The following is a 25,072-nucleotide window of genomic DNA, read 5'->3' as shown; positions in this document are numbered from 1 at the left end:
GCAGGCAATGCAATATTCCGCGCGCGGCAGCCGCCTTGTGCATGTTACATTGCCGTCATGACCATCGATGTCGTTGACCTCAGAGAGTTCTATTCCCGTCGCCTCGGGATTGTGGCGCGGCAGATGATCAATCGCGGCATCCACGAGCGCTGGCCGAACGCCGAGGGCCAGCGCGTGCTCGGCATCGGCTATCCGACGCCCTATCTCGGGCTGTTCCGCGAGGACGCGGAGCGCTGCATCGCCTTCATGCCGGCGGCCCAGGGCGTATTGAAATGGCCGACCGGGCGCCCCGCGCTGGCCGCCTTGGTCGACGAGTTCTCGCTGCCGCTTCCGGATGCTGCGGTCGACCGCATCCTGCTGGTCCATGCGCTCGAAATGTCGGACGATCCTGCGGCGCTGCTGCGCGAGGTCTGGCGGGTGCTGTCGCCCTCGGGGCGCGTCATCGCGGTGATTCCGAACAGGCGCGGCGTCTGGACGCGCAGCGACAACACGCCGTTCGGCCATGGCCGTCCCTATTCGCGCTCGCAGATCACGGACCTCTTGCGCCAGACCTGGTTCACGCCGACCGGCTGGGGCGAAGCGCTGTTCATGCCGCCTTATGCCGGCCGCTGGGTGCTGAAATCGGCGCAGATGTGGGAGCGCGCCGGAGCTGCGCTGTCGCTGCCATTTGCCGGTGTCCACATCGTCGAAGCAACCAAGCAGGTCTATCGGGCGATCCCCGCCAAACGCGAACGTGCCCGGCTGATTCCGTCGCTGGCAAAGCCCGTGCTGGTGCCGTCGTCGACGACGGCGACGCGGAGCTGAAAACAAATCGTCCCGGCAAAGCCGGGACGACTGCAGTGAAGATCAGGAATCTTGGTGCGCCTTACTCGCCGGGGGCGAGATCGTCGCTGGTCGCGGCCGGAGCTGCCTCGCGCTCGGGGCGCGGGCCGTTATGCGGCCGGCGCCGGCGCCGCGGATAGCGCTCGCCACCGCCGCCATTGCCACCCTCGAAACCGCCAGGGGCGCTGTTTGCCTGTGGCTGTGCGCCGGTGATGAAGGACGGCAGGCGATCGACGTTGCCGGCATCGGCGACGACGGGCTGCGGCTGGTTCGGCGGCTGTGGCTGGTGCTGCTGATATTGAGGTTGCGGACGATGTTCGCGCTCGCGATGCTCGCGCGGCTGCTGCTGATCGCGCACATAAGGCTGCTGGTTATCGCGGTTGTCACGCTGCTGGTAGTCACGCTGGTGATCGCGCTGGCCGTCGCGGTCGCGCACGAAGGGCTGCTGCTGCGGCTGCGGGACGAATCCCGGCTCCTGGCCGAAATTCGAGAAATTCTCGCCGTCGTCCTCGCTGTCGTCGCTGCTGGTGCTGATGGGCTCGTCGCCACGCGGCTGCTGGTTCTGGCGGAACTGTTCCTGGGCCGCCGCGATCAGGCGGAAATAATGCTCGGCATGCTGGTAGTAGTTTTCGGCGGCGACCGGGTCGCCCGAGGAGCGCGCGTCACGCGCAAGCTGGAGGTATTTCTCGGCGATATGGGAGGCGGTGCCGCGGATCTTGATATCGGGGCCGTTCGATTCGTAGACCCGGGTCATCGGGTTCTGGCCGCGGCGGTTATTGTTGTTGTTATTGTTATTGCGGTTGCGCATCCGCTGCTTGTTCTGACCGTTTCTCATGTCCTGCCTTTAATTCCAGCCCTAAAGGTTGCACGCATTACTGATTGCAGAGAGTGACCCGATGGCAGCGGCTCGCATGCCTCGCGCGCACCGCGCGCAAGAGCGGATCAGACCCTGCCGATGTTCGTCGACCGTCGCGTTCAACAAAGACGCGTTCCCCACCCGCCAGCATTCAGTGCCAGCGAACCCATTCATATTGCCTGCCGAAACAAGCCCAGCTGTGTCGCGTAAGTCTTCAAGCGCAATATCTGGCTTTCGTTCACTTGCGGTCGGAGAGCAGCGCAGCACCTCTGGCCATCGCGCTCAACAGGACCTGCGGCTAGGAACCTATAATCAGTAAAGCTCTCGCCCGAGAGCCCGGCTTTCACCCGTAGGTCTACGGGGCCGGCACCGATGTGTTGACCGGAACGTAGTCGTTCCCACGGGATATTCCAAGAGGTTTTTTCGAACCCAATCGGGCTTTTATGGGGGCATTTTTCGGGCGGAGACGGCCCGCTGGATGCCTGCCAGGTCGGCCTTGGGGGGCCTGTCGATGGATAACGCGGCAGCCGTCATCAAGGTTTCAATCGTCCGTGCCTGGCCCTGTCCGGCCTCGACGATCAGGGCCCCGCCGGGCACGAGCCGTTCGCTCGCCTGAGGGATCAGGGAGCGATAGGCGTCGTATCCGTCATTGCCGCCGTCGAGCGCCAGATGCGGGTCGTGCTCGCGCACTTCGATGCTCAGTTTCGGAATTTCTCCTGCAGGAATGTAGGGCGGGTTCGACACGATCAGGTCGAACGGGCCCGACAGCGCCGACGCATAGGAGCAGGCGACGAAGGCCGCACGGTCGGCAAGGCCGAGCGCGGCGGCATTGCTTCTCGCGGTGCGGAGCGCGGTGAGGCTGAGATCGGTGCCGACGCCAAAGGCCTCGGGAATCTCGTGCAATAGCGCGAGCAGGATTGCACCAGATCCGGTGCCGATATCGGCGATGCGCGGCGGATGAGACAGGCTCTGCTCGCGAAACAGTTCAAGTGCACGCTCGACCACGGTCTCGGTATCGGGCCGCGGGACCAGGGTTGCTTCCGACAAGCGAAACGGCAGGCCCCAGAATTCGCGGGTGCCGAGAATGCGCGCCACCGGCTCGCCGTCGATGCGCCGCTGCGCGTAGCTCGCGAGCTGCGACGCCTCGGCCTCCGTCAAGTGACGCGCGGCCTGCGCGATCAGGCCGGTCAAATCGAGATTGAGCACTGCGCCGAGCAGGACACGCGCGTCGAGCTCTGCTTCACCGAGCCCCGCCGATCTCAGCTGTGCAGCGAACGCGCGCCGCGCGCTCTCGATCGATTGACCTTTGAAGGGATTGCTCACGCGCCGGTCACGCCGCCGCGCCTTGCGCGGCGAGCTGTGCGGCCTGGTGCTCGGTGGTCAGCGCATCGATCAGTTCGCCGAGCGCTTCGCCCGCGATCACCTGCGGCAGCTTGTAGAGCGTCAGGTTGATGCGGTGATCGGTGACGCGCCCTTGCGGGAAATTATAGGTGCGGATGCGCTCGCTGCGGTCGCCGGAGCCGACCTTTTCCTTGCGCTCGGCCGAGCGCGCGGCGTCGACACGCTGCCGCTCGGCGTCGTAGATGCGTGAGCGCAGGATGTTCATGGCGGACGCACGGTTCTTGTGCTGCGAGCGGCTGTCCTGCATCATCACCACGATGCCGGTCGGAATGTGGGTGATGCGGATCGCCGATTCCGTCTTGTTGACGTGCTGGCCGCCGGCGCCTTGCGCGCGCATGGTCTCGATGCGCAGATCATCGTTCTTGATCTCCACGTCGACATCCTCGACCTCGGGCAGCACCGCGACGGTCGCGGCCGACGTGTGAATACGTCCCTGCGTCTCGGTGTCGGGCACGCGCTGAACGCGATGCACGCCGGATTCGAACTTCAGCTTCGAAAACGCGCCGCGGCCCTGCACCTCCGCGATGATCTCCTTGAAGCCGCCGACGGTGCCTTCGCTGGCCGAGATCACCTCGACCTTCCAGCCCTGCAAGGCGGCGAAGCGCTCGTACATCCGGAACAGGTCGCCGGCGAACAGCGAGGCCTCGTCGCCGCCGGTGCCGGCGCGGATTTCCAGCACCACGTTGCGGTCGTCCATGGCGTCCTTGGGCAGCAGCGCGACGCGGATCTTCTGGACGAGATCCTCGATCTTCGGGTTGAGCTCGTCGCGCTCGGCTTCCGCCATGCTGCGCATCTCGGCATCGGTCGCGGGATCGGCGATCAGTGCCTCGGTGTCGGCCAGTTCCTTCACGGCCGCACGATAAGTTTTCACCGCGTCGATCAGCGGGGTGATCTCGGCGAGCTCGCGCGTGACCTGCACATAGCGTTCGGAAGAGAGTTGTCCCAGCGATTCAGCTTCGAGCGAAGCGTGATGCGCGAGCAGGACGTCCAGTTTGGCTTCGGGGAGTGACGACATGGGTTCAGTCTCAAATAGCGGAGGGAAGCGAGGTGGCGGAGAGGGGCGACAGGCCCGCTACAACGCCAGGCCCTCGGCTTCGGCAAACTCCGTCAGCTTCTGCCGGATCGAGACGCTGCCCGCGGGTGCGTCCAGCAGCGGCCCAAGCATCGCTGCGGCCTTCTTGACGTCGAGGTCGATCACCATCGCCTTGACCGGGCCGAGCGCGGTCGCCGACAGCGACAGCGAGCGGTAACCCATCGCGAGCAGCGCCAGCGCGCCGATCGGCTTCGAGGCCATTTCGCCGCAGAGCGACAGCGATTTCTGTGCGGCCTGCGATTTCTGCGCGATATCCCGCAGTGCGCGCAGGATCGGCGTCGACATGGTGTCGAAGCGCTCGGAGACCTTGGCATTGCCGCGGTCGACCGCGAACAGGAACTGGAACAGATCGTTGGAGCCGACCGAGATGAAGTCGACCTTCTTCAACAGCTCGTCCATCTGATAAAGCAGCGCGGGCACTTCGACCATGGTGCCGATGTCGATGCGCTCCGGCAGCGTGTGGCCGTGCTGGCGCAAATATGTCAGCTCGCGCTCGACCAGCGCCTTCGCCGAATCGAACTCGGCGACCTCCGAGATCATCGGGAACATGATGCGCAGCGCGCGGCCACCGCCGGCGCGGAGCAGCGCGCGGATCTGGCCGCGCAACAAGCCAGGACGGTCGAGCCCGAGCCGGATCGCGCGCCAGCCGAGCGCGGGATTCTCCTCGATCACCGTCTCCATATAGGGCAGCGCCTTGTCGCCGCCGATGTCGAGGGTGCGGAAGGTGACGGGCTTGCTGCCTGCGGCATCGAGCACCGCCCGGTAGAGTGCGAGCTGGTCGCTGGTGCGCGGCAGGCTCTGGCCGACCATGAATTGCAGCTCAGTGCGGAACAGGCCGATGCCGGCGCTGCCGGTGTCGTCGATATGGGGCAGGTCGATGGCGAGGCCCGCGTTGATCAGGAGCTCGACCTTCTCGCCGTCCTTGGTGACGCAGGGCCGGTCACGCAGCGCCAGATACTGCGCCTGGCGGCGGGCGCGGAAACGCACCCGCTCGGCGTAGGCAGCCTCGACTTCCTGCGACGGGCGCACATAGATCGCGCCAGACGTGCCATCGACGATGATGGCATCGCCTGGATCTGCGATGCCAGGCGCGTTCGGCACCTCGCCGACGGCGGGAATGCCGAGCGCGCGCGCCACGATCGATACGTGGGAGTTGGCGGTGCCTTCCTCCAGCACGATGCCGCGCAGGCGCTTGCGGTCGTAGTCGAGCAGCGCCGCAGGACCCATCGCGCGCGCGATGACGATGGCATTGTCGGGCAATTGTTCGCGTGAAGGCGCGTGATCCTGGCCGACCAACTGCCGCATCAGGCGGTAGCCGAGGTCTTCCAGGTCATGCAGGCGGTCGCGCAGGTATGGATCGGTGGAGCGCAGCATGCGTGCGCGGGTGTCGGACTGCACGCGCTCGACGGCGGCTTCCGCGGTGAGGCCCGTCGCCACCGCCTCGTGTAGCTTGTGCGACCAGCCCTGGTCGTTGGCGAACATGCGGTAGGCTTCGAGCACGTCGCGGTGCTCGCCTCCTTCCGCGACATCGCCGCGCTCCAGCATGCGGTCGAGATCCGAGCGCAGCTTGGCGAGCGCGGTGTCGAGCCGCTTGATTTCCTTCGGCAGGTCCTCGGCGATGTAGTCCTTGATGACGACACGCGGCTCGTGCAGCACGACATGGCCGAGCGCGATGCCCTCCGAGAGGATCGCGCCGGCCTTCTGCGTCGAGTGGCGCGCGGCGGGTTCCTGGCCAGGCTGGGCCAGCGCTGACAATTCGCCTGACGCGATCAGCTCCGCGAGCACCATGGCGGTGGTTTGCAGCGCCTCGAGCTCTTCCTCGACATAAGTGCGCTTGGCGCGGTTCTGCACCACCAGCACGCCCAGCGTGTTGCCGGCGCGCAGGATCGGCACGCCAAGGAACGAGTGGTAGATCTCTTCACCCGTCTCCGGGCGGAAGGAGAAGGCCGGATGGCTCTGGGCGTCGTTCAAATTGAGCGGCGTCGCCTCGCTGGCGACGAGGCCGACCAGGCCCTCATGGGCGCTGAGCACGGTGTGGTGCACCGCCTCGCGGTTGAGGCCTTCGGTGGCGTAGAGCTCGAGCGTGTTGTCGATGCGCAGCACATAGACCGAGCACACCTCGGCCACCATGTTGGCGGCGATCAGCACCACGATCTTGTCCAGCCGCTCCTGGGCCGAGACCTGCTCCGCCATGGTTTCGCGGAGCCGTCTCAACAAGACGCGGGGACCTCCCGACGCGCTCCGCATGAACCGTCAATCTCCTCCGTCTGCCGGGCCCGGCGATATTGGCCGGCGGCTGGCCTAAAATTCCAGAAAAACAATCAAATTGTCTGTCCGGCGCAGGTGCAAACGACGGCTTGCACCGAATCAGCGGCCTGAACTGGGATACAGTCTGCGGCAGCCCACCCTGTTCGCCGTATAGCGAATTGAGGCTTGTTTTGCCAAGCAAAACGCCTGCCAAACGCGAAGGTGTGTACACCTTCGCGTTTGCTGCGACCGCTAAGAGAAAATTAGTCTAACCTTGATCGAGGCCGTAGAGCGTGTGCAGGGTGCGCACGGCAAGCTCGGTATAGGCGGTGTCGATCAACACCGAGAACTTGATCTCGGAGGTTGTAATGGCCCGAATGTTGATATTCCGTCCGGCGAGGGCCGAAAACGCCTGCGCGGCGACGCCGGCATGGCTGCGCATTCCGCTGCCGATCACCGAGATCTTGGCGACGTCGGTAGCGGTATCAAGCCTGAGATAACCGATCTTGGCCTTGGCGGCGGTAATCGTGTCCTTGGCCCTGACGTAGTCGGCGGCCGGCACCGTGAAGGTGAGGTCGGTGGTCTTGCCGTCTTCCGACACGTTCTGAACGATCATGTCGACATTGATATTGGCATCCGCGAGCGGGCCGAAGATCGACGCGGCTACGCCGGGCTTGTCCTCGATCTGGCGCACCGAGATCTGGGCCTCGTCCTTCGAAAAGGCGATACCGGTGACGACGTGGTTTTCCATGATCTCCTCCTCGCCGCAGATCAGCGTGCCGGGCGGCTGGTTGGCATGCGGGTCGATATCCTCGGGCTTGTCGAAGCTCGATCGGACGAAGATCGGCATGTTGTGAACCATGCCGAGTTCCACCGAACGAACCTGGAGCACCTTGGCGCCCTGGGAGGCCAGTTCCAGCATGTCTTCGAACGCGATCTTGTCGAGCCGCTTGGCCTTCGGCACAATTCGCGGGTCGGTGGTGTAGACGCCGTCGACGTCGGTGTAGATGTCGCAGCGATCGGCCTTGACGGCGGCGGCAACTGCCACGGCCGAGGTATCGGAGCCGCCGCGGCCAAGGGTGGTGATGCGGTTGGTCTTGGGGTCGATGCCCTGGAAGCCGGCGATAACAGCGACCTCCTTGCGATCCTTGAATCGGGAGATGATCTCGCTGCCGTCGATGCCCTCGATCCGGGCCGAAGCATGGGCATCGCTGGTCTTGATCGGGATCTGCCAGCCCTGCCACGAGCGGGCCTGGATGCCCATGCTCTGCAGCACGATCGCCAGCAGGCCCGAGGTCACCTGTTCGCCGGAGGCCACGACGGCGTCATATTCGCGCGCATCGTGCATCGGCGAGGCCTCGGTGCACCAGGCCACCAGCTCGTTGGTCTTGCCCGACATCGCCGAGACGACCACAGCCACTTCATGGCCGGCGTCCACCTCACGCTTCACATGGCGTGCGACGTTGCGGATACGTTCGATATTGGCGACGGATGTGCCGCCGAATTTCATCACGAGGCGGCTCATGACGACGCGTGCATTCCCTCTTGAGGATCAGTATGGTGGCCGGCAAATGGACGAGGCCCTGCGGACACCGACCGGGCGTATACATAGCGACGGGGCCGGGGGCAAGCGGGTTCCTGCGGGGGCAGGCTTCAGGTCCAGCCGGGGTATGGGTTAACCGAGATCATGGCGCGTTACATCGACGAAATCCTGCAACCGGGCGAGCGGGTGCTGTATTCGACCAATGCGCACTGGATCTTCTACTTCCCGGCCATTCTGGCCTGGATCGTGGCCCTGGTCCTGTTCGCAGCCTCCCGCCGGAGCGATGTCTACAGCGTGGAGATGCTGAGCCTGTTCGGCTCCGGCCTGGTAGCGCTGGCCGCTTTGTATTGGACGGTGAGGGGCTGGTTCCATCGCCTCACCACCGAGACCGACGTCACCAACCTGAGGGTCGTGCACAAAGTCGGCTTCATCAAGCGCCGGACTTTCGAGATGGCGCTGGACAAGGTCGAGAGCGTGGACGTCGACCAGACCATCCTTGGACGTATTCTCAATTATGGCGACGTGACCATCAACGGCGTCGGCGAAGGTCGCGAAACCATCCGCACCATCGCCTCGCCGCTCGCCTTCCGTAGCTCGATCACCACGCGGTAGGACTGCGCGTAACCATGAGCATGCAACAAGATAGTTCCGCAACTGCCACCCCGCCGGCGGGCTCGACCGTCGACGCCGCCGAGATCGCGAAATTCTCCAAGCTTTCGGCCGAGTGGTGGGACCCGAAGGGCAAGATGGCGCCGCTGCACCGGATCAATCCGCTGCGGCTCGGCTATATCCGCGACGCCGCCTGCCGCAAGTTCGAGCGCAATGTGCGCAGCCTCAACTGCCTCGGCGGCTTGCGCGTCCTCGACATCGGCTGCGGTGCCGGCCTGTTGTGCGAGCCGCTGTCGCGCCTTGGCGCGCAGGTGATCGGCGTCGATCCCTCGGCCAGCAATATCGCTGCCGCAAAGTTGCATGCTGACAAGAGCCATCTGTCGATCGACTATCGTTGCACCACGGTGGAGGAAATCGACCCGCGCGAGCGTTTCGACATCGTGCTGGCGATGGAAGTGGTCGAGCATGTCGTCGACGTCGGCGTCTTCTTGAAGCGCTGCGCCTCGATGCTGAAGCCGAACGGGCTGATGGTCGTGTCCACGCTCAACCGCAATTGGAAGAGCTTTGCGCTCGCCATCGTCGGCGCCGAATACGTCCTGCGCTGGCTGCCGCGCGGCACCCACGAGTGGAACAAGTTCGTCACCCCCGACGAACTGACAAAACACCTCCTCGACAACCGCCTCGTCATCACCGAGCAGACCGGCGTCGTCTACTCCCCCTTCGCCGACAAATGGACGCTCTCGTCCGATATGGATGTGAACTACATGGTGGTGGCGGAAGGGATGGTGTGAGGTGGCGTGAGGGAGGTGCGAGCTCGTGCCCCTCGGTCGGTGTCGTCCCTGCGAACGCAGGGACCCATAACCACAGGCCTCAGTCGTTAGCCAAGACAGGCGTTCCGAGCATGTACTGCGTCTACATCCTCGCCAGCAGCCGTCACGGAACACTCTATATCGGGATTACCAACTCGCTCCAGAAACGCTTCGAAGAGCACCGGAGCGGCAAGGGCTCGGAATTCGTCAAGCGCTACGGCGTGTACCGGCTCGTCTATACCGAAGCTTTCGAGCGAGCGGACGAGGCGATCGCCCGCGAAAAGCAACTGAAGCGCTGGAAGCGCGACTGGAAAATCGAGCTGATCGAGCGCGATAATCTGGAATGGCGCGATCTAAGCGATCTGCTGGTTTAATGGGTTTGTCGTCTGAGACGGCTGGGTCTGTGCCACACCCTCAGTGTCGTCCCTGCGAACGCAGGGACCCATACCGCGGAATCTCTCGGTGGAGGACGGTCTCAGATGCGCGGGTTGGTAGCCTTCGCAAAACTGCTCCCTGGGGTTATGGGTGCCTGCGTTCGCAGGGACGACGGCGGAGTTTGTTGCGAGAGCATCGCTCCTATGACGTCAGTGTGATTGACCTGCTGCCGTGCGCTCGGCAGTTTGCGTCGAGACACCCCTAACGCTTCTCACCCCCCCATGTTCACCATCGCCAGCCTTTGGATTCCCTTCACCGTCATCGCTGCGCTCGGCCAGGTCGCGCGCAATGCGATGCAGCGGTCGCTTACGAAGCCGCTGGGGACCTGGGGTGCGACCAATATCCGCTTCCTGTTCGGCTTCCCGTTCTCGCTGCTGTTTCTGGCGGTGGTGCTGGTTGCGACCGGCGATCGCATCGGCATGCCGCCATCCGTGTTCTGGCCGTGGCTGCTGCTGGGTGCGCTGAGCCAGATCGTCGCCACCGGCCTGATGCTGCTCGCGATGAATGACCGCTCCTTCGTGGTGACGACGGCGTATCTCAAGACCGAAGCGATCCAGACTGCGATCTTCGGCTTCGTCTTCCTCGGCGATCACCTGACCTGGCTGAAGGTGCTGGCGATCGTGATCGCCACTGTCGGCGTCGTCATCACCGCGCTGCGGCCCGGCGGCGAGAAGAGTTTTGCCGAGTTGAAGCCGACCATCACCGGCCTCGTTGCGGCGGCAGCCTTCGCGCTTTCCGCGGTCGGCTTTCGCGGCGCGATCATCAACGTTCCCGACGTCTCTTTCGTGACGGCGGCCTCGTTCACGCTGGTGCTCGGCCTATTTGTGCAGACGCTGATCCTGACGATCTATCTGCTCTGGCGCGCGCCACAAGTGCTGCAGTCGATCCTGGGATTGTGGAAGCCGTCGCTGCTCGCAGGCTTCATGGGCGCGTTCGCGTCGCAGTTCTGGTTCCTGGCGTTCGCGCTGACGGCCGCCGCCAATGTCCGCACGCTCGCGCTGATCGAGGTGCTGTTCGCGCAAGCGGTGGCGTATTACTCGTTCAAGCAGCCGATCGCATCGCGTGAGATCATCGGAATCGTGCTGATCGTGATTGGTGTGGTGCTGCTGGTGGGCTTCTGACGCGTTTTGCGCGTCAGTTGCGGTCTTCCGGCAGGGTCGGCAGCGGCGACACTTCTATGCCTTCGTCGATCAGCGACTTTGCTTCGTCCGGCGAGGCCTCGCCGTAGATCGGGCGGTGCTCCTTGTCGCCGTAATGCATCGCACGGGCTTCGTTCGCAAAGCGTTCGCCGACATTGTCGGCGTTCTTGACGATGTGGTCGCGCAGCTCTTTCAGCTTGGCGCGCAGCTCGCGCTCCTGCGCCATCATCAGCGAGGTCGGTCCTGATGGCGTAGCCTCGGGCGCAGTTGTTGTGGCCGGCTCCGGCGGCGGCGTCGCCTGGCCGCGGCCCTTCTTGCCGACGATGCGCGGCGCCATGATCGCCTTGTCGACCTTGGCCGAGCCGCAGATCGGGCAGGTCACGAGCTTGCGCTTCACCTGCGAATCATAGGCCGACGAGCTCTGGAACCAGCTCTCGAACTGATGGTCGCGGTCGCAATGGAGCGCGTAGCGGATCATGCCGATCCTCGCACCAGATGCAGATGGTCCGGCCCGGCCTTGGGGTCGGAGACGCCGAAGCGGCGGCCGTGCTGGAGCGAGGGGATCGCGCGACGCGCGGTCTCGACCTTGGCCGGATCGATCTTGGCCATGATGATGCCGGGCTCGACATCGCCCTCGGCGAGGATCTCGCCCCAGGGATCGATGATCAGCGAGTGGCCATAGGTCTCGCGCTTGTTCTCGTGGGTGCCGGCCTGTGCTGCGGCGAAGATGAAGCAGCCGGTCTCGATCGCGCGCGAGCGCAGCAGGATGTGCCAGTGCGCTTCGCCGGTCTTGCGGGTGAAGGCCGACGGCACCGTGATGAAAGACGCGCCGCTCTCGGCCAGCGCGCGGTAGAGCGCGGGGAAGCGCACGTCGTAGCAGATCGTGAGGCCGACGCGGCCCCAGGGCAGGTCGGAGATCACGGCGGTCTCGCCCGGCTGGTAATTGGCGGATTCGCGATAGCTCTCGCCGTCCGGCAGCTCAATGTCGAACATGTGGATCTTGTCATAGCTCGCGAGCAAATTGCCCTCGGGCCCGATCAGGAAGGAGCGGTTGACCGCCTTCTCGGCCGAGAAGCGCAGCGCCAGCGAGCCGACATGGATGTGGATCTTCAGCTCGGCCGCAAGCGCGCGATAGGCCTTGAGCGAGGCGTCGTCCTCTTCGCTCTGCAGGTGCTCGAACAGCGCCTTGCGGTTCAGCTGCATCATGTTGCTGACTTCGGGCGTCTGCACGTAGTCGGCGCCCTTGGCCGCCGCCTGCCGGATCAGCTTCGTTGCCTGCGCGAGGCTCGGCTCGGGCATCAAGCCGGTGCGCATCTGCACCATGGCGGCGGTGAAGGTTTTGCCCTCAGCTTGATTCTGGCTCATGATACCGCCTTGACGCTTTCGAGCAGGCCGTCGAGCCTGCCCTCGCGGTCGAGCGCGTAGAGGTCGTCGCAGCCGCCGATATGGGTGCCGCCGATCCAGATCTGCGGGAAGGTCGAGCCTTCGCCGGCGCGGTCGTACATCTCCCCGCGCCACGCCGGGTTCTGGGCCACGTCGAATTCCGTGAAGGTCGCCTTCTTGCGGGTCAGCAGCGACCTGGCAGCGGAACAATAGCCGCATCCCGGCCTGGTGTAGATCTCGACAGCAGCGGTCATGGCGTCCAGCGCTCTCATGTCATGAATTTGTTGAATTATATGGGAGTTTACCTGATTTCGACAACCCGGGCAAAGACCAGCACGTCGACCTGGGCCGCCTTGGCGCGCAGCAGAGCGCGTGCGCAGGCATCCAGTGTCGCACCTGACGTCAGGACGTCGTCGACAAGGATGATGCGCCGGCCCTGGATTTCGGCCTGACGGTCGGGGGATACCTGGAATGCGCCCTGTACATTGGTGGCGCGCTGGGCCCGCGACAGGCCGATCTGCTGCTCGGTGGCGCGCACCCGGTGCAGCACCTCAGCCTTCACCTTCACCCCGCTCTGCCGTGAGATGATCTGCGCCAGTGCAGCCGATTGGTTGTAGCGCCGCCGCCAGGCGCGGCGCCAATGCAGGGGCACCGGCACCAGCATGTCGGCGCCTTTGAGCAACTCGCCGCCTGCCCGCGCCATCCAACGGCCCATGGCGGGCGCGAGATCCGTGCGGTCCTGGTACTTCAGCGCATGCACCAGCGTGCGTGCGACATCGTCGTAACGCACCGCTGCGCGGGCCCGCTGATACGCTGGCGGGCTCGCGATCGCCTCCATCGACAGCATGTCGGGGCCGGGATCGTAAACGAAGGGAATGCCGAGCCGCGGACAATAGGGCCGCTCGATGAACGACAACTTTGCCCAGCACGCCGCACACACGCCCTCGCCATCAACAGGTTCGCGGCAGGACACGCAAAGCGTCGGCAACGCAATGTCGAGCGCGAGCCTTGCCACATGCGTGAGCATGTGGCGGCCGGCAGTCCACGCGGCACGGAGCGGTGCGGCGAGGGAACGGGTGGGTGCGGCGTCGGCGTCCATGGGGGGAGGCTAGCGTTCTGCCCAGCGGTGCTCAAGTGTCAAGGGGCCGTCACGAAAGCAGTTCGTGGTGCTCTCTTAGGATGGCGCGGGCGCTTCGTCGCTCTGAGGCGGGTGCGAGGATCGAGTCGTAGGCAAGCCGCATCTGGCGGGCGGCCCGCACAGGAGGCATTGCGCCTACGCCCGTTCCTAGACCCGGGACGAGGAGGGACTGAATCGTCTCACCGTCGCCGGCATTGTACGACAGGACGGCAATGAGAGCTGCCCGAAATGCGAGGTACACATTGACGGTCTGATCGATGCGCGCCGGGACCCGCATCGTGGGCGCACTCACCAGATACGGGAAGCGTTCGTGGTCAGTGGCGAGCACGATCGCCTGGCCGACTGGCAGCTCTCCATAATGCTGCTCTGCCAATATGGCTTGGAGATTGGTCTGGAGATCCCAACCGAAATAGCGCGAGTAAAGCAGGTCGATGCCGCCATCCATGTGCCCAAAGCTGTTAGCCGGGCTCAGGATTGCATCGGCCTGTTGCGCAAAGATGTCGCCAAGCGAAACTTCGACGTCTGCCACGTCGGTAAATGCAGTTCGCCACGCTTCGACAACGTCTGCGTTGATATCGCGAAGATAAATGCTGAACACGACCCAAGCCTCGGTGAGGCCTGACCATACGATGGCGCGCCCGGTTGCGCCACCTGCGTTGCCGTTGGGCGGGTTGCCAGACTGGCCGTCATCGGCGTAACCAGCGGCATGGCTCAGACCCCGCAGACCCCACCAGTCTTGTTCGATCGCGCATTGCTGCACGCAAGGCAGGGCCGCGCGCAGGCGCTGGGCGAGGTGACCTTCCTGCTCGACCGGGTCGCGGAGGACATGTCCGACCGGTTGGCTGCGGTGATGCGCGAGTTTCAGGCGCCGGCTGATCTGTGGACGCCTGGGGAGGGGCTCGCTGGGCTGCGTGCGACCCAACACATCGCGCTCGATGCGACGGGTGCGGAGAAACTGCCCCTTGCGCCCGATAGTCTCGATCTCGTCGTCTCGGCGCTGGCGCTGCAATTCGTCAACGATCTGCCGGGCGTGTTCGCGCAAATCCGCCGCGCGTTGAAGCCGGATGGATTGTTGCTCGCCGCGATGATCGGCGGCGATAGCCTGACCGAGTTGCGGCAGGCTTTTGCCGCGGCGGAGGCCGAATGCGAGGGCGGCGTGTCGCCGCGCGTCGCGCCATTTGCTGATTTGCGCGACATCGGGGCGCTGCTGCAGCGGGCCGGCTTTGCGCTGCCGGTCACCGACGTCGATCGTGTCGTGGTGCGCTATTCCAGCGCGTTCGCGCTGATGCAGGATCTTCGTCGTATGGGCGCGACCAATGTGCTGATCGAGCGGCGGCGTGCGCCAAGCCGGCGCGCGACGCTGCTGCGCATGGCTGAAATCTATGCCGAGCGTTTTGCCGATGTGGATGGGCGCATCCGCGCGACCTTCGACATCATCTGGCTCTCAGGCTGGGCGCCGCATGCGAGCCAGCAGCAGCCGCTGAAGCCGGGTTCGGCCAAGGCGAGCCTGGCCGAGGCGGTGAAGAAGGCCGGGAAGGAGTAACCTGTGTCCCGGACGCGCAGCAGCGTTCTTACGCTGCTGCGCAGAGCCGGGACCCAGCTCTGCGGCAGGCATGGGCCCCGGCTCTGCAGCGCACCGCAAGAGCGCTGCCATAGCGCGTCGAAGACGCGCGTAGACGCGCTGATGGCGTCCGGGGCACGGTCTGCCTCACATCAGCAAATCGATCAAATGCGGGATCAGCGGAATGTCCGCCGGGGGCATCGGATAGTCGCGCAGCTTGTTGGCACGGACCCAGGCCAGCGTCTGGCCTTCGCGGGCTTCGACCATCCCTTCCCAGCGCCGGCAGATGTAGAGCGGCATCAACAGATGAAAGGTCTCGTAGCCGTAGCTGGCAAAGGTCAGCGGCGCCAGGCACGGCTCGGCGACGGTGATGCCGAGCTCCTCGTTGAGCTCGCGGATCAGGCTCTGCTCCGGCCGCTCGCCGGGCTCCAGTTTACCACCGGGAAACTCCCAGAGGCCGGCGAGCGTCTTGCCCGGGGGGCGTTGCGCGATCAGGACGCGCTTGTCGGCGTCGACCAGCGCGCACGCCACCACCAGTGTCAGTTTGAGATCGGCCATGCCTGATGTCGCTCGCTGAAGATCTTTACGGTTCGTTAACCCCATGCGGGTCCGCGCTCTAAGTCATACTTAATCGACCGCTCGTAGAATGGGAACTCTTTGAACATTCCGGGCTCGAGCCATGCACGTTGCGCTTCGCACTCTCATCCGCCGGTTCGTCCGCGACACCAGGGGCAATATCGCGGTGATCTTCGCGATTTCCTGCGTGCCGCTGATCACCGCGGTCGGCTGCACGATCGATTACTCCCGCGCGACACAGACCCGGACCAAGCTGCAGGCCGCGGCTGACGCGGCCAGCGTCGGCGCGATCGCCAAGGCCTCGCCGGCCTTCCTGGCTGCGGGCTCGATGACATCGGACGGCCCGATTGCCGTCGGCGTGACCGATGCCCAGAATATCTTCGATGCCAACCGCTACAATTTGACCGGCTATACGCTGAACAGCGTGACACCGACCGTGGTCAAAAGCGGCTCGACCGTCACGTCCACGGTCACCTTCAGCGCCACTATAAACACCATGTTTCTCGGCCTGATCGGCAGGAGCTCGCTGACGGTAACAGGCACGTCGACCTCGACCGTCAACATGCCGCTCTACGTCGACTTCTATCTGCTGCTGGACAATTCGCCGTCGATGGGCGTAGCGGCGACGCCGACTGACGTCAGCACCATGGTCAACCACACGTCGGACAAATGCGCCTTCGCCTGTCACGACTACAATGATCCGAACAATTACTACAATCTTGCCAAGACGCTCGGCGTGACCACGCGGATCGACGTGCTCCGCAGCGCGACGCAGTCGCTGATGGATACGGCCAGCGCCACTGAAACCTACTCGAACCAGTTCCGCATGGCGATCTACGATTTCGGCGCGTCGTCGCAGACCATCGGCCTGCGCGCGCTGTTTTCGCTGTCAGCGAGCCTGTCGAGCGCCAAGACGGCGGCAGGCTCCATCGATCTGATGGGTGTTTATGGCAACAACGATGCCTATACCGCCGACAAGGACAGCCAGTTCAGCACGGTGTTTCCGGCGATCAACACCGCGATCAGCTCGCCTGGCGCCGGCACGTCGGCGGCGCCGATGAAATATCTGTTCTTCGTTTCGGACGGTGTTGCCGACGAGTACAACACTGGCTGCTCCAAGCCGACGGTGAGCGGCGGCCGCTGCCAGTCGCCGATCGATGTCTCGCTCTGCACCACGATCAAGAATCGCGGCATCAAGATCGCGGTGCTCTACACCACCTATCTGCAACTGCCGACCAACTCCTGGTACATGACCTATATCGATCCCTTCAATCAGGGACCGTTCGGCCCGTCGCCGAACAGCCAGATCGCACAGAACATGCAGAGCTGCGCCTCGCCCGGGCTCTATTTCGAGGTGAGCCCGACGCAAGGCATTTCGGATGCGATGAACGCGCTGTTCAAGAAGGCCGTCGCCGACGCGCGCATTGCGGGGTGAGGCTTACGATCTGTAATCGCCGTTGATCGCGACATATTCCTTGGTGAGGTCGCAGGTCAGCACGCGGTCGCGGCCCTTGCCGAGGCCGAGCGAGACCTTGATTGCGATCTCCGGAGCCTTCATCGCTTCCGACACCTGCGTCTCGTCATAGGAGGGATCGCGTGCGCCGCTCTTGGCGACGCGGATGCCGTTGAAGGAGATCGACAGCTTGTCGCGATCGGCCGGCTCGCCGGCCTTGCCGACCGCCATCACCACGCGTCCCCAATTGGCGTCCTCGCCGGCGATCGCGGTCTTTACCAGCGGCGAATTCGCAATCGACATCGCGATCTTGCGTGCGGAGGCCTTGGTCTTGGCGCCCTCGACGGTGATCTCGACCAGCTTGCGCGCGCCTTCGCCGTCGCGGGCGACCTGCTCGGAGAGATTGGCGAGGATCTGGTTGAAGGCTTTGACGAAGGCTTTCAGGCGCGGATCGCTGGCGCGGCTGATCTTGGGCGCGCCGTGCTCGGCAGCCGCGCCGGTGGCGAAGGCCAGCAGCGTGTCCGAGGTCGAGGTGTCGCCGTCGATCGTCACCGCATTGAACGTGTCCTCGACGCCGGCCTTGAGCAGCGCCTGGAGCGCGGCGGGCGCGATCGGCGCGTCGGTGAAAATGAAGGACAGCATCGTCGCCATGTCGGGGGCGATCATGCCGGCGCCCTTGGCCATGCCGTTGATCGTCACCTTGGCCTTGCCGAGCTTGACGGTCGCGGTCGCGACCTTAGGGAAGGTGTCGGTGGTCATGATCGCCTTGGCGGCGGCGAGATAGTCACCGGCTTCCGCTGTTACGGCGAGCCGTCCCAGCACGCCGTCGAACTTGGTCGCGTCCAGCGGCTCGCCGATCACGCCGGTCGACGCCAGGAAGATCTCGCTCTCGCTGCAGCCGACGGCCTTGGCCGCGATTTTCGCGGTCAGCGCGGTGGAGGCGCGGCCGGTCTTGCCGGTGAAGGCATTGGCATTGCCGGAATTGACGACGAGCGCGCGGGCCTTGCCGCCCTTCAGCTTCGCACGGCACCATTCGACTGGCGCGGAGGGGCACTTCGACTTGGTGAAGACGCCGGCGACCGCAGTGCCCTTGTCCATGATCGCCAGCAGCACGTCGGTGCGGTTCTTGTAGCGGATGCCGGCCTCGGCCGTCGCAAGGCGGACGCCCGGGATGACGGGCATGTCAGGAACGTTTTTGGGGGCGAGCGGGGAGACGGTTGAGGACATCGCGGGGCGCCTTGGTGAGGTCTGGATATGCAGATGCCCGGCCCCTCTTTGCGGGGCCGGGCATCAGGTAGGCTTAGATACTCTTCGCGTCAGCGAAGTGACAGCGAATTCTTACTTCTTGGCCGGAGGGGCCATCTTGCTGTCGGCAGGCTTCGCATCCGCGGGCTTTGCGTCGGCCGGCTTGGCATCCTTCGACGCGTCCGCTGCCGGCTGATCCGGCCGCTCGACCTTGGCCTCGGTACGGAGCTTGGCGACGTAATCGGCCTGGGCCTTGCGGGTGACGTACTGCTCGATCTGCGGCTTGACCTGGTCGAACTCCGGCGCCTTGCGGTTGCGCTTTTCTTCGACCTTGATGACGTGCCAGCCGAACTGCGACTTCACGGGGTCGGAGATCTTGCCCGGCTCCAGCGCGAATGCGACGGCCGAGAATTCCGGCACCATCTGTTCCTTGGTGAAGAAGCCGAGGTCGCCGCCGTCGGCGGAGCCCGGATCCTTTGACTTCTTCTTGGCCAGTTCGGCGAAATCCGCGCCCTTGTCGAGCTCGGCCTTCACCGCCTTGGCCTCGTCCTCGGTCTCGACCAGGATGTGGCGGGCGCGCACTTCCTGCTCGCCGGTGATCTGCTTGGAGGCCTCCTCATAGACCTTCTTCATGGCGTCGTCGGTGGTGGCTGCCTTGCCTTCCTGGGCGAGCAGGCTGTCCATCAGCAGGCGGTTGCGGGCGAACGCCATCCGCTTCTTGAATTCCTCGCCGTCCGCGACCTTCTTGTCCTCGGCGGCCTTGGCCACGATCTTCATGTCGATCAGGAACGACAGGACGTTCTGGTCCTTGGTCGCCGGATCCATCTGGGCGAGGCTCGCTCCGAGTTCCTCCTCGGCCATGGTGACGTCGCTCTTCCTGATTTCAGCGCCATTGACCTTGGCCAGGACCGGATCATCGGCCGCCCGGAGAGGGCCCGCGACGGCCAGGGTCAGCGCCAGGGCGAGGCTGCCAGCCAGGGCGGACGCACGGCGGAAACGCAGGCCGGTGGTTACCGGGAACGAGGTGGTCATGGAAAATCCTTTTGTTGAAGCAGGGGGCTGCTCGAGCGGGGCGGACACTCGCCCAATTCAGGGGGGCTTGGCAACGCGAAAAGTCTGTCAAAATGATGAATTTGCGACGACATTGGCCGCCGTTGACAAGGCTATGGGCCGGCCATATCTCTGCCGGGTCGCGTCCATGGCGATGGCGTTTATTTTGCTGCGTTTTTGGCCGTTGAACCCTGACTTGCCCAATTCCCACCCATATGGCGGATGACCCCGCAGTCGGGCACTGACACCACAAGGCGTCACGGTGAGTTGATAGGCAAGTGGGTGACAACCTACTGGCTGCAACGCGGTTCATTCGCGAACACAGGAACTGGTCATGATCGGCGCGCTCGCCCGCAAGTTTTTCGGCTCCTCCAACGACCGGCGGGTGAAGGGATATCAGTCCCGCATCAACGCGATCAACGCGCTGGAGGGTGAGCTCGTCAAACTTTCCGACGAACAGCTCAAGGCCCGCACCGCCGAGTTCAAGAAGCAGCTCGCCGAGGGCAAGACGCTGGACGACCTGCTGGTGCCCGCCTTCGCCACCGTGCGGGAGGCCGCCAAGCGCACGCTCGGCCAGCGCCATTTCGACGTCCAGCTGATCGGCGGCATGGTGCTGCACGAGGGCGACATCGCCGAGATGAAGACCGGCGAAGGCAAGACGCTGGTGGCGACGCTCGCGGTCTATCTCAACGCGCTCGCCGGCAAGGGCGTCCACGTCGTCACGGTCAACGACTACCTCGCCCGCCGCGACTCCGGCTGGATGGGCCAGATTTACGGCTTCCTCGGCCTGACCACGGGCGTGATCGTGCATGGCCTGGACGATGCCGAGCGCAAGGCGGCCTATGCCTGCGACATCACCTACGGCACCAACAACGAATACGGCTTCGACTATCTTCGCGACAACATGAAGTACCGGCTCGAGGACATGGTCCAGCGGCCGCACTTCTACGCCATCGTCGACGAAGTCGACTCCATCCTGATCGACGAAGCGCGCACGCCGCTGATCATCTCCGGTCCGCTCGACGATCGCTCCGATTTCTACAACACCATCGACTCGTTCCTGCCCAAGCTCGACAAGACCGACTACGATGTCGACGAGAAGCAGCGCACGGTGACGCTGACCGAAGCCGGCATGGAGAAGATCGAGGGGCTGCTGCGCGATGCCGGCCAGCTCAAGGGCGAGTCGCTCTACGACGTCGAGAACGTTTCCGTCGTGCACCACATCAACCAGGCGCTGCGGGCCCACACGCTGTTCACCCGCGACAAGGACTACATCGTCCGCGACGACGAGGTCGTGATCATCGACGAGTTCACCGGCCGCATGATGCAGGGCCGCCGCTACTCCGAAGGTCTGCATCAGGCGCTTGAAGCCAAGGAGCACGTTCAGGTTCAGCCCGAGAACCAGACGCTGGCCTCGATCACCTTCCAGAACTACTTCCGCATGTACGAAAAGCTCGCCGGCATGACCGGCACCGCGCTGACGGAGGCCGACGAGCTGTTCGACATCTACAAGCTCGAGGTCGTGGAGATCCCGACCAATCTGCCGGTCAAGCGTCTCGACGAGGACGACGAGGTCTATCGCACCCAGAACGAGAAATATGCGGCAATCCTGGCCGAGATCGAGCGCGCCAATGCGCGGCTGCAGCCGGTTCTGGTCGGCACGGCCTCGATCGAGAAGTCGGAAGTGATTGCCGAATATCTCAAGAAGCACGGCTACCGGCAGATCGATTTCGGCAACGAGAACTCGATGCAGAAGCTGTACGCCGCGGCGCGCGCCAACAAGCCGGCCAAGCTGTTCGCGGTGCTGAACGCGCGCTTCCACGAGCAGGAGGCCTATATCGTCGCCGAGGCCGGCGTTCCCGGCGCGATCACGATCGCGACCAACATGGCCGGCCGCGGCACCGACATCAAGCTCGGCGGCTCGCTCGAAATGCGGATCCAGCAGGAGACCGCAGGGATCGAGGACGAGGCCGAGAAGGCGAAGAAGATCGAGCAGATCAAGGCCGACATCGAGCACTTCCGCGACATCGTGCTGAAGGCCGAAGAGACGGTCGAGATCGAGCCGGCCAAGGGTTCGAAGCCGGCCAAGACCGTCCAGAAGCCCGGCGGCCTCTACATTATCGGTTCCGAGCGCCACGAATCCCGCCGCATAGACAACCAGCTCCGCGGCCGCTCCGGCCGTCAGGGCGACCCCGGCCGCTCGAAATTCTTCCTGTCGCTGGAAGACGATCTGATGCGCATCTTCGGCTCGGATCGTCTCGACAGCATGCTGCAGCGTCTCGGCCTGCAAGAGGGCGAGGCCATCATTCATCCCTGGATCAACAAGGCACTCGAGAAGGCGCAGCAGAAGGTCGAAGCCCGCAACTTCGACATCCGCAAGAACCTGCTCAAGTTCGACAACGTCCAGAACGACCAGCGCAAGGTGATTTTCGACCAGCGCATCGACCTGATGAAGGACGACAGCGTTGCCGAGACCGTCACCGACATGCGCCACGCCTTCATCGACGATCTCGTCGCCAAGCACGTGCCCGAGCATGCCTATGCCGAGCAGTGGGACGTTGCCGGCCTGAAGGACGAGTTGAAGCGCGTGCTTGATCTCGATCTGCCTGTCCAGGACTGGGCCAAGGAAGAGGGCATCGCCGACGAGGAGTTGCTCAAGCGCATCGAGACCAGGGCCGACGAGCACATGGCCGCCAAGGTCGGGCAGTGGGGTCCCGACGTGATGCGTTACGTCGAAAAGACCATCCTGCTGCAGACGCTCGACCATCTCTGGCGCGAGCACCTGATCATGCTCGACCATCTGCGCCAGGTCATCGGCCTGCGCGGCTACGGCCAGCGCGATCCGTTGCAGGAGTACAAGACCGAGGCCTTCAACCTCTTCCAGGAGATGAGCGCGCATTTGCGCGAGGCCGTCACGGCGCAGCTGATGCGCGTCGAGATCGTCCCGCCGGAGCAGGAAGCGCCCGTGCTGCCGCAGATGGAAGCGCACAAGTTCGATCCGAACACCGGCGAAGACGAAATGGCGCTTGCGAACGTTACGCTCGCGCCCCAGGCTACCGACGCCGCGCTTCGCGACCCCAAGAACCCGGCCAGCTGGGGCAAGGTCGGCCGCAACGAGGATTGCCCTTGTGGCTCAGGCAAGAAGTTCAAGCACTGCCACGGGCGGTACGCGTAAGGGCGGGAGTCTCGGCGTGATGCCCCGGCTCGACTTGAGCGGGGCATCTGGTGCGCCACTTTGTGAGCGTGGATGCGATCTCTAGCTGCCGGGCGGCCGATACTTGCCCCGCAACTCGCTTGCGATTTGCCGGACCTTGGTGATTTCATCCTGCGTCCACAAGCGCGTGAGGTTCACGTTGTGGATGGCGCCAGACGCTACCACGGTGCCCGATATTGCCGGTGCGGCACTGGGGTCGGGTACGTCGAAGATGACCAGCACACCGGGCCCGTCGGCAGCCGTGCTGTACATCGAAATCAATTTACCGCCCGCAGCTTCGATCAGCGCCTTGGCCGCCTCGTGACGATTGGTCTTGGGATTCTCCATGATGGCGTTGAGCGATTTTGGCGTGTACTGCGCTGTCATACAGAAATGCATGATGACTTCTCCTCTCGGGAGCGAGTGATGATGAAATGTATGCAGTCCATCCGGCGTGATGAAAAAGCGCCGGTCCAAAATAGATCAATGAAGGATCGCGAGCCCTGCCGTGGGCAAATTGCCGCTAACAATCAACGGGGCCTTCGGCACTACCCTGTGGCGGCTGCAGGGAAGTCTACATCAGTTAGCGATCGTGCGGAAGGGCTCCGAAATGTCCCTTGAATGCGCCGGCATCCACTTGCCTGGCGCACACTCCGTCGCTCGATCCCGTCTCAATTCGAACTATCGATCAAGCTCTCCAGCAACCGCTTCAGCTCGCTCGTCGACTTGTCGCCGTAGCTCTCCAGGATGTGCTCTTCCTGGTCCACGGCGAGCGAGTTGAGCTTCTTGCACAGCACCTTGCCGCGGTCGGAGATGAACATCAGCACCTTGCGGCGGTCGTTCGGGTCCTGCACGCGATAGACCAGCGTGTCGGAGACCATGCGGTCGATCATCTTGGTCAGCGTCGGATGGTTGAGCAGCACGGCATCCGCAAGCTCGCCCATCGAATGGCCGTCGCCGTCCGACAGCACTTTCAGGATCCGCCATTGCTCGACGGGAACTCCCTCCTTGCTCAAGCGCAGTTCCAGCTGCCGGTTGATCTCCCGGTTGGCTTGCGCGAGCAGGTAGGCGAGGTGTTCGGTGATGGGAGCGTTGGATTTTGCCACGGCTAAGACTTCGTCTTGACCCAAATGAGTGAATGTCTTGCAATCAATGCTGCATCTATATGCACTTCAATTCTTGAATATTCAATATTTTCAAAATAGGATGATTGCACAACAAAAGGGCGGATGCCGCGGCCGCCTGCTCAATGTGCTTTCAGGTCTGGTGCCAGACAGGAGTTGGCGTGCACGCGACGGTAAACTTCCCGGCTCACGGCGGTCCGGCGTTGCCGCCGTCCTTGCTGCTCAGGAATCTGTCGTCATCGGCGGCTGATGCCGCGCTGTCGCCGGGCGATCACGCGCTTCTCAGGCGCCGCGGCACCAACAAGCTGCGTGTCGGTGGCTTCATCTGCTGCACGGGATCCCCGGGCGTCTGGGGCCCCTGCGCGACCAACAGCGCTCGGCTCGCGGTTGCCGAGATCAACAAGCGCGGCGGGATCCTCGGTCGCGAGATCGAGTTCTCCGTCTACGACGCCGGCGGACCGCTCGACGAGGTCCTCAACCGCGCCGAGCAGGCCATCGCCTCCGACGAGGTCGATCTCGTCGTCGGCCTGCACACGAGCGCAGTCCGCGTCGCCCTGCGCGATATCACCACGCGGCATCGCATCCCCTATATCTACACGCCGGTCTATGAGGGCGGCGAGCGCACGCCCGGCGTGATGGCGATCGGCGAGACGCCGCGCTGGCAGAGCCGGCCATCGATCCATTGGCTGGCCGACGTGAAGAAGGCGAAGCGCTGGTATCTGATTGGCAGCGACTACGTCTGGCCCTGGCAGTCGCACCGGGCCGTCAAAAACTACATCAAGGAAACCGGCGGCCAGGTGGTCGGCGAGGAGTTCGTTCCGCTCGGCGAGGACAATCACGAGCCGCATCTGGCACGCATCCGCGCCGCGCGGCCCGACGTGGTGCTGATCTCGCTGATCGGCACCGACAGCAGCACTTTCAACCGCGCCTTCGGCGAATGCGGCTTGGGCGCCACCACGCTGCGGCTGGCGGGCGCCATGGATGACACCGTTCTGCTCGGCATCGGCGCCGACAACAGCGAGAACATGTTCTGCGCCTCCGGCTATTTCACCGGCACCGGCGCGCGGGCCAATGACGACTTTCAGAGCCGCTACCGTGCGATGTTTGGACCGAATGCACCGCCGATCGGTTCGGTGGGACAATCGGGTTACGAAGGCATGCGCTTTCTCGAAGCGGTCGCCAACAAGGCCGGCTCATTGGCGATGGGGCCGATGCTCGCAGCTGGCCGCAACATCGTCTACAGCGGCGCCCGCGGACAGGTCACCGTCCGCAACGGATATGTGCGGATGCCGATGCATCTCGCTGAGGCTGACGGTCTCGACTTCAAGCTGATCAAGCCGATCTGACGCACGCGACAATACGCGACGACCTCCAGCGCAAAATAATACTTGAAAA

Annotated in this window: 24 protein-coding genes; 9 read left to right on the top strand and 15 right to left on the bottom strand. The window is 64.1% G+C overall.

Features of this window, described 5'->3' with window-relative positions; translation table 11 throughout:
• The first annotated feature begins 57 nt into the window (after positions 1 to 57).
• Positions 58 to 804: a methyltransferase domain-containing protein gene (locus M2427_RS19595; RefSeq protein WP_280708190.1), complete on the top strand. Its 747-nt coding sequence runs from the start codon at positions 58 to 60 to the stop codon at positions 802 to 804.
• Between the two features lie 61 nt (positions 805 to 865).
• Here the strand turns inward: M2427_RS19595 and M2427_RS19590 are convergent, their stop codons facing one another.
• The 5 genes from M2427_RS19590 to M2427_RS19570 form a co-directional block, all read right to left on the bottom strand.
• Positions 866 to 1,657, bottom strand: coding sequence for a DUF4167 domain-containing protein (locus tag M2427_RS19590; protein ID WP_280708189.1), 792 nt, complete (start codon positions 1,655 to 1,657; stop codon positions 866 to 868).
• Positions 1,658 to 2,119: 462 nt separating this feature from the next.
• Complete coding sequence (gene prmC, locus M2427_RS19585) at positions 2,120 to 3,001, bottom strand: peptide chain release factor N(5)-glutamine methyltransferase (RefSeq protein WP_280708188.1); 882 nt, start codon at positions 2,999 to 3,001, stop codon at positions 2,120 to 2,122.
• A gap of 7 nt (positions 3,002 to 3,008) precedes the next feature.
• Positions 3,009 to 4,094 (bottom strand): peptide chain release factor 1, encoded by a 1,086-nt coding sequence (prfA, locus tag M2427_RS19580; RefSeq protein WP_280708187.1) that lies wholly within the window; start codon positions 4,092 to 4,094, stop codon positions 3,009 to 3,011.
• 57 nt (positions 4,095 to 4,151) lie between these two features.
• On the bottom strand, positions 4,152 to 6,419 hold the full coding sequence (gene ptsP / locus M2427_RS19575) for a phosphoenolpyruvate--protein phosphotransferase (RefSeq protein ID WP_280708186.1): 2,268 nt from the start codon (positions 6,417 to 6,419) through the stop codon (positions 4,152 to 4,154).
• A gap of 268 nt (positions 6,420 to 6,687) precedes the next feature.
• On the bottom strand, positions 6,688 to 7,944 hold the full coding sequence (locus M2427_RS19570; RefSeq protein WP_280708185.1) for an aspartate kinase: 1,257 nt from the start codon (positions 7,942 to 7,944) through the stop codon (positions 6,688 to 6,690).
• A gap of 162 nt (positions 7,945 to 8,106) precedes the next feature.
• On the opposite strand from M2427_RS19570, the gene M2427_RS19565 reads away from it, so the two are divergent.
• The 4 genes from M2427_RS19565 (at position 8,107) to M2427_RS19550 (ending at position 10,936) form a co-directional block, all read left to right on the top strand.
• Entirely contained in the window at positions 8,107 to 8,574 is a 468-nt protein-coding gene (locus M2427_RS19565) for a PH domain-containing protein (protein ID WP_280708184.1), read from the top strand.
• Between the two features lie 14 nt (positions 8,575 to 8,588).
• Positions 8,589 to 9,362 (top strand): bifunctional 2-polyprenyl-6-hydroxyphenol methylase/3-demethylubiquinol 3-O-methyltransferase UbiG, encoded by a 774-nt coding sequence (gene ubiG, locus M2427_RS19560; RefSeq protein ID WP_280708182.1) that lies wholly within the window; start codon positions 8,589 to 8,591, stop codon positions 9,360 to 9,362.
• A 110-nt stretch (positions 9,363 to 9,472) separates the two neighbouring features.
• Positions 9,473 to 9,754 (top strand): GIY-YIG nuclease family protein, encoded by a 282-nt coding sequence (locus M2427_RS19555; RefSeq protein WP_280708181.1) that lies wholly within the window; start codon positions 9,473 to 9,475, stop codon positions 9,752 to 9,754.
• Positions 9,755 to 10,036: 282 nt separating this feature from the next.
• The gene (locus M2427_RS19550) at positions 10,037 to 10,936 is read left to right on the top strand and encodes an EamA family transporter (RefSeq protein WP_280708180.1); all 900 of its coding nucleotides are present in this window, start codon (positions 10,037 to 10,039) and stop codon (positions 10,934 to 10,936) included.
• A gap of 13 nt (positions 10,937 to 10,949) precedes the next feature.
• Here the strand turns inward: M2427_RS19550 and M2427_RS19545 are convergent, their stop codons facing one another.
• From M2427_RS19545 to M2427_RS19525, 5 genes are read right to left on the bottom strand one after another with little or no spacing between them, the layout of a single operon-like run.
• The gene (locus M2427_RS19545) at positions 10,950 to 11,432 is read right to left on the bottom strand and encodes a DUF1178 family protein (protein WP_280708179.1); all 483 of its coding nucleotides are present in this window, start codon (positions 11,430 to 11,432) and stop codon (positions 10,950 to 10,952) included.
• Complete coding sequence (locus M2427_RS19540; RefSeq protein ID WP_280708178.1) at positions 11,429 to 12,319, bottom strand: carbon-nitrogen hydrolase family protein; 891 nt, start codon at positions 12,317 to 12,319, stop codon at positions 11,429 to 11,431. Before M2427_RS19540 ends, M2427_RS19545 begins: the two co-directional genes overlap by 4 nt.
• Complete coding sequence (gene grxC / locus M2427_RS19535; RefSeq protein ID WP_280708177.1) at positions 12,316 to 12,591, bottom strand: glutaredoxin 3; 276 nt, start codon at positions 12,589 to 12,591, stop codon at positions 12,316 to 12,318. The genes M2427_RS19540 and grxC overlap by 4 nt, the downstream gene beginning before the upstream one ends.
• Positions 12,592 to 12,638: 47 nt before the next feature.
• On the bottom strand, positions 12,639 to 13,436 hold the full coding sequence (locus M2427_RS19530) for a ComF family protein (RefSeq protein ID WP_280708176.1): 798 nt from the start codon (positions 13,434 to 13,436) through the stop codon (positions 12,639 to 12,641).
• A 49-nt stretch (positions 13,437 to 13,485) separates the two neighbouring features.
• Positions 13,486 to 14,073, bottom strand: a complete 588-nt coding sequence (locus tag M2427_RS19525; RefSeq protein ID WP_280708175.1) for a macro domain-containing protein — start codon at positions 14,071 to 14,073, stop codon at positions 13,486 to 13,488.
• A 108-nt stretch (positions 14,074 to 14,181) separates the two neighbouring features.
• On the opposite strand from M2427_RS19525, the gene M2427_RS19520 reads away from it, so the two are divergent.
• The gene (locus M2427_RS19520) at positions 14,182 to 15,018 is read left to right on the top strand and encodes a methyltransferase domain-containing protein (RefSeq protein WP_280708174.1); all 837 of its coding nucleotides are present in this window, start codon (positions 14,182 to 14,184) and stop codon (positions 15,016 to 15,018) included.
• A gap of 165 nt (positions 15,019 to 15,183) precedes the next feature.
• Here the strand turns inward: M2427_RS19520 and M2427_RS19515 are convergent, their stop codons facing one another.
• Complete coding sequence (locus M2427_RS19515) at positions 15,184 to 15,594, bottom strand: (deoxy)nucleoside triphosphate pyrophosphohydrolase (RefSeq protein ID WP_280708173.1); 411 nt, start codon at positions 15,592 to 15,594, stop codon at positions 15,184 to 15,186.
• Positions 15,595 to 15,715: 121 nt separating this feature from the next.
• Here M2427_RS19515 and M2427_RS19510 point away from each other — a divergent pair, with 121 nt between their 5' ends.
• On the top strand, positions 15,716 to 17,047 hold the full coding sequence (locus M2427_RS19510) for a pilus assembly protein (RefSeq protein WP_280708172.1): 1,332 nt from the start codon (positions 15,716 to 15,718) through the stop codon (positions 17,045 to 17,047).
• Between the two features lie 3 nt (positions 17,048 to 17,050).
• Here M2427_RS19510 and argJ read toward each other — a convergent pair whose 3' ends face one another.
• Both argJ and M2427_RS19500 read right to left on the bottom strand, forming a co-directional pair.
• Positions 17,051 to 18,292 carry a bifunctional glutamate N-acetyltransferase/amino-acid acetyltransferase ArgJ gene (gene argJ / locus M2427_RS19505; protein ID WP_280708171.1) on the bottom strand — a complete coding sequence of 414 codons (1,242 nt, stop codon included), beginning with the start codon at positions 18,290 to 18,292 and terminating at the stop codon, positions 17,051 to 17,053.
• 111 nt (positions 18,293 to 18,403) lie between these two features.
• A complete protein-coding gene (locus M2427_RS19500; protein ID WP_280708170.1) occupies positions 18,404 to 19,342 on the bottom strand; it encodes a peptidylprolyl isomerase in 939 nt (312 codons plus the stop codon).
• A gap of 352 nt (positions 19,343 to 19,694) precedes the next feature.
• Here M2427_RS19500 and secA point away from each other — a divergent pair, with 352 nt between their 5' ends.
• A complete protein-coding gene (secA, locus tag M2427_RS19495; protein WP_280708169.1) occupies positions 19,695 to 22,535 on the top strand; it encodes a preprotein translocase subunit SecA in 2,841 nt (946 codons plus the stop codon).
• A gap of 81 nt (positions 22,536 to 22,616) precedes the next feature.
• Here secA and M2427_RS19490 read toward each other — a convergent pair whose 3' ends face one another.
• Positions 22,617 to 22,952, bottom strand: a complete 336-nt coding sequence (locus M2427_RS19490) for a GYD domain-containing protein (RefSeq protein WP_280708168.1) — start codon at positions 22,950 to 22,952, stop codon at positions 22,617 to 22,619.
• A gap of 272 nt (positions 22,953 to 23,224) precedes the next feature.
• Positions 23,225 to 23,659 (bottom strand): MarR family transcriptional regulator, encoded by a 435-nt coding sequence (locus M2427_RS19485; protein WP_057747431.1) that lies wholly within the window; start codon positions 23,657 to 23,659, stop codon positions 23,225 to 23,227.
• 179 nt (positions 23,660 to 23,838) lie between these two features.
• Here M2427_RS19485 and M2427_RS19480 point away from each other — a divergent pair, with 179 nt between their 5' ends.
• The gene (locus tag M2427_RS19480) at positions 23,839 to 25,023 is read left to right on the top strand and encodes a substrate-binding domain-containing protein (RefSeq protein WP_280708167.1); all 1,185 of its coding nucleotides are present in this window, start codon (positions 23,839 to 23,841) and stop codon (positions 25,021 to 25,023) included.
• Positions 25,024 to 25,072: the final 49 nt, after the last annotated feature.

Source organism: Bradyrhizobium sp. BR13661 (assembly GCF_029892425.1).
Taxonomy (GTDB): domain Bacteria; phylum Pseudomonadota; class Alphaproteobacteria; order Rhizobiales; family Xanthobacteraceae; genus Bradyrhizobium.
The sequence above is the reverse complement of the archived record's forward strand: the minus strand, read 5'-3'. Positions and strand labels throughout refer to the sequence as shown.